The sequence below is a fragment of the Hansschlegelia zhihuaiae genome (assembly GCF_004103825.1).
GTDB lineage: Bacteria > Pseudomonadota > Alphaproteobacteria > Rhizobiales > Methylopilaceae > Methylopila > Methylopila zhihuaiae.
In genome coordinates this window covers 282,686-286,524 of sequence record NZ_RYFI01000001.1, presented here as the reverse complement: position 1 = coordinate 286,524, position 3,839 = coordinate 282,686, and the positions used below count along the sequence as shown (strand labels likewise).

Genomic DNA, 3,839 nt, shown 5'->3' with positions numbered 1-3,839 from the left:
GGCGGCGCCCTGCGGCTGGCCGGCCACAGGGGTCGCGTAGACCATCACCGGCGACACGGCGGGCTTCGACTTCAGCCGGTCCGCCCAGGGATGGGCGTCGAGCTGGAGCCGGCGCGCCGCCCGGACCTTTGCGCCCTCCTTGCCGCACATCTCCGAGCGGAGGTCGACCGGGAAAGCGGCCGTCGGGGTCGGCAGCGAGGCGATCGGGCCGAGGGCCTTGGCTGCCGAAAAGCCGCGCTCGAAAGCGTCGACCGCGATCTCGGAGCGCTCGAGCGGCGAATAGGCGCCGAGCACGACCGTCACCAGCCGCCGCCCGCCGCGCGAGGCGGTCGCGACCACGTTGTAGCCGGACGAGCAGACATAGCCGGTCTTCATGCCGTCCGCGCCGGGATAGCGGCCGATCAGGCCGTTGTGGTTGCGGATCGTGCGGTCGCCGATCTTGATGGCGTCGAGCGCGAACAGCGAAGCCATCTCCGGATGGTCGCGGTAGAGCGCGATCGCGAGCGCCGCCATGTCGCGCGCCGTGGTGCGCTGCAGGTCGGGACCTGGACGGACCGGCAGTCCGTTGGGATTCACGAAATTGGTGTTCTGCATGCCGATCTGGCGGGCGGTGCGGTTCATCTCGGCGACGAACGCCTCGACGCCGCCCGAGACGCCTTCGGCGAGCAGGAAGGCGATGTCGTTGGCCGACTGAACCATAAGCATCTTGAGCGCGTCGTCGACGGTCACCGTCTGGCCCACCTGGAAGCCCATCTTGCTCGGCGGCTCGGCTTGCGCGCGTTCGGTGTAGACCAGCGGGGTCTGGAGCGTCAGCCGGCCGGCCTTCACGGCGTTCAGCACCACATAGGTGGTCATCAGCTTGGTGAGCGACGCCGGATACCAGGGCGTCGTCGCCTCGCGGGCCTCGAGCACCTGGCCGCTCGCGAGGTCGACCACGAGCAGGGGAGCGGCCTCGGCCCGGCCGGCGCCCATCGCGCAAAGGAGAGCGAATGCGGCGGCCGCGACACGGCGGCGGATCGTCGTCGTCATCGGCTACTCGTCACACTCGTGATTGGACGCGAGCCGCTGTCTGCTTTCGAGCGGCGCGCGACGCCCCGACGGCCTTCATCCATATCCGTCGGGGACCGAAAAGCCAATCACGGGGGCTCGATGCGTCCGCGCGCTGCGCGGAGCGGGGCGCCGCCGATCCGGATTCCGGTCGAAAATGGTAACTTCCGCTAAGAAAACCTTACGCGCAGGGAGCATGGTTAACGGCTTGTTTACCCTATCGCTAAAAAGTCCCTGAAAGGGGTCGAACGGCGCGTCGCGCTGGGTCGGCCGAACCGTCCTCCGTGCGCGACGCGGGGGCGCTCGGGGTGGACCAATGAGCGTGAGCGATCCGAGGGGCCGCCAGGACGTCGGCCGCCAGGCGGGCGATCGGGCGAGGGCGGAGCACCCGCTCGCCGACCTCGCTCAGCGCCTCGCAGACGCGCGCCGCGCCGGCGATCCAGCGCCGGAGGAGCTCGAACGGCTGGTCTCGCTGCTCGCGACGCGCGATATCGAGCCGGGCGACCGGTTGACCAGCGCGCTCGAAGGTCTGGCACGCTGGTCGGAAAGCGCCAAGGCCGCGGCCCCGAGCCCCGCCGAGGTCGCGGCCCCCGCGCCGGCGCGGCCCCGCGACGAAGCAGCCCGAGTCGATGAGCCCGCCCAGCTCGAGACGCGGCTCGCCGACTTCGCCAAGAGCCTGAACGATCGTCCCAAGGCGGCGCTTAAGCCTGCGCCTGCGCCCGAACCGCTGCCCAAGACGCCCCCGGTCGCCTCGCTCCGTACCGCGCTCGCCGAGATCGCCGCGCGGCAGAAGGCGCTCGACCTCCCCGACGAGCCGGAGCGCCCCGCGCCGCCAAAGCCGACGGTCCAGCCCGCTGCGCCGGCCACGGCGCGGCCGGCGCCCCTCGAACCACGCGCGCCGGGCCTCGTCGACGAGCTCCGGAGCGAGCTCGACCGGCTCGGCCGCACCGTGAGCGACCTGCCGACCCGCGCCGAGATCGACGGCCTCGCGCGCGAGATGGCGGAGCTCGCGAGCCGCCTCGGCCAGGACCGTCCGGCGCGGCTCGACGGCGATTCGCTCCGGGCCATCGACGCGCTCGTGGCCGAGGTCGACCGCATGCGCTCGGACGCCGCGAGCCCGCAGATGATCGTGGAGCTCGCCGAGGAACTGCACGCGATCTCGTCGCGGCTCGAGACGCTCGGGCCCCGGAGCGAGGCGGCGATCGAGTCGCTGTCGCGCCGCGTCGACGAGGTCCGCGCAGAGCTCGATCATTTTCCCCGGACCGCCGCCGTCGAGGGCATCGCGGCCGAGATCCAGTCGCTCATCGGCAGGCTCGACGCCCAGGAGCGCGTCAACGCCGCGATCCGCGCCGAGATCGACGGAATGCCGCGCGCCGAAACGGTCTCCGACCTTGGCCGTCAGATCGACGCCCTGACCGAGGGCCTCAAGGGACGATCCGCCATCGGCCCCGCGCTCAAGGCGCTCGAAGGGCTGGCGGACCGCGTCGACTCGGTCGACCTCAAGCTCGACCACATCGCGAACCGCGGCGACGAGGCCGTCGAGCGCGTCGCCGACATCGTGCGCGCCGAGATCGCGCCGGTCGCGCGCGCCGACGCGCTCGACGGCCTCGGCCGGCAGATCGAGGCGCTGACCAGGACGATCTCCGCTCAGCGTGCCGAGCCCGTGAAGGGCGCGGTCGAGGCGCTGTCCGGCCGCATCGACGCGCTGACCGAGGCCGTCGCGGCCGACCGCGACGAGGACCGCGACGCCCCGTTCCAGGCCCTGTCCGGCCGGATCGAGGGTCTCGGCGACCGCATGGAGTCGATGGCGGCTGCGACCCGCGCGCGCGGCGTGGCCTTCGAGCGCATCGAGGAATCGGTCCGCACCATCGCCGAACAGCTGCTCGCCTCGCGGGTCGCTTCGGGGGTGGAGGCGGAGGCGGCTCCCGCGCTCGCCGCCGACGTCGCGCGCATCGCCGAAAACATCGACCTGAGCGGCGAGCGGATGGAGGACCTGCACGCCGCGTTCTCGGGGCTCGCCGTCAGGATCGAGCGCAGCTGCGCCGATCTCGGCGCGCATTGCGTCGAATCCGCCGTCGCGGCCGCCCGCGAGGCGGTGGGAGCAGAGTCGCGGCAGGACGACGGCGTCCAGGACGAGATCGCGCGCGCCCTCGTCGAGCTTCGCGCTTCGACGGCGCAGAGCGAACGGCGCGCCGCCGACACGATCGAGGCGGTGCGCGCCACGCTGGAACGTCTGCTCGAACGTATGGAGGACCGCGGGCCGATCGCCGTCGCCGCGCCTGCGCCCACCGAGCCGCCGCGCGCAGAACGACATGTCGAGCAGCGCCATAGGCCCGAGGAGCCGGCCGACCCCAGGGAGGCGGCCCACGCCGCGGCGCGTCGCGCCATGGCGGAGATGGACGAGACCGAGACGGCCGCCCCGCCCGCGCGGCGGATGCCGCGCTCGGAGGACGATGCGTCCTTCTTCAAGCCCTATTCGGGGCTCGCGCCCGACCATCCGATCGAGCCCGGCGCATCCGCGCGGCGGGAGCCCGCAAGCCTGCCTGAGCCGCCGCAGACGGCGGCTCAGGTCACCGCATCGCTCATTGCGGCGGCTCGCCGGGCCTCCGCGCAACCAGCGGCCGAGGACGAGGTCGCGGAAGACGCGCCCCGCGGCGAAACCGGCCCCTCGCGCTTCGCCGGCGCGCTCGGCGCCCTGAAGGCGCGCCGCAAGCCGCTGATCCTCGGTCTGGCGGCCGCATTCATCGTGCTGGCCGCGCTCTACGTGGCGAGCGGCATGACGGGCGAGCAGC

At 72.9% G+C, this 3,839-nt stretch carries 1 protein-coding gene and 1 pseudogene; one reads left to right on the top strand and one right to left on the bottom strand.

Annotated elements, in window-relative coordinates; all coding sequences use genetic code 11:
• The coding region (locus tag EK403_RS01340; protein ID WP_245479441.1) for a D-alanyl-D-alanine carboxypeptidase family protein at positions 1–1,029 on the bottom strand (1,029 nt) is incomplete at its 3' end.
• A 340-nt stretch (positions 1,030–1,369) separates the two neighbouring features.
• Here EK403_RS01340 and EK403_RS22085 point away from each other — a divergent pair.
• Positions 1,370–3,839, top strand: a pseudogene (locus tag EK403_RS22085) (hypothetical protein); the annotation flags it as partial.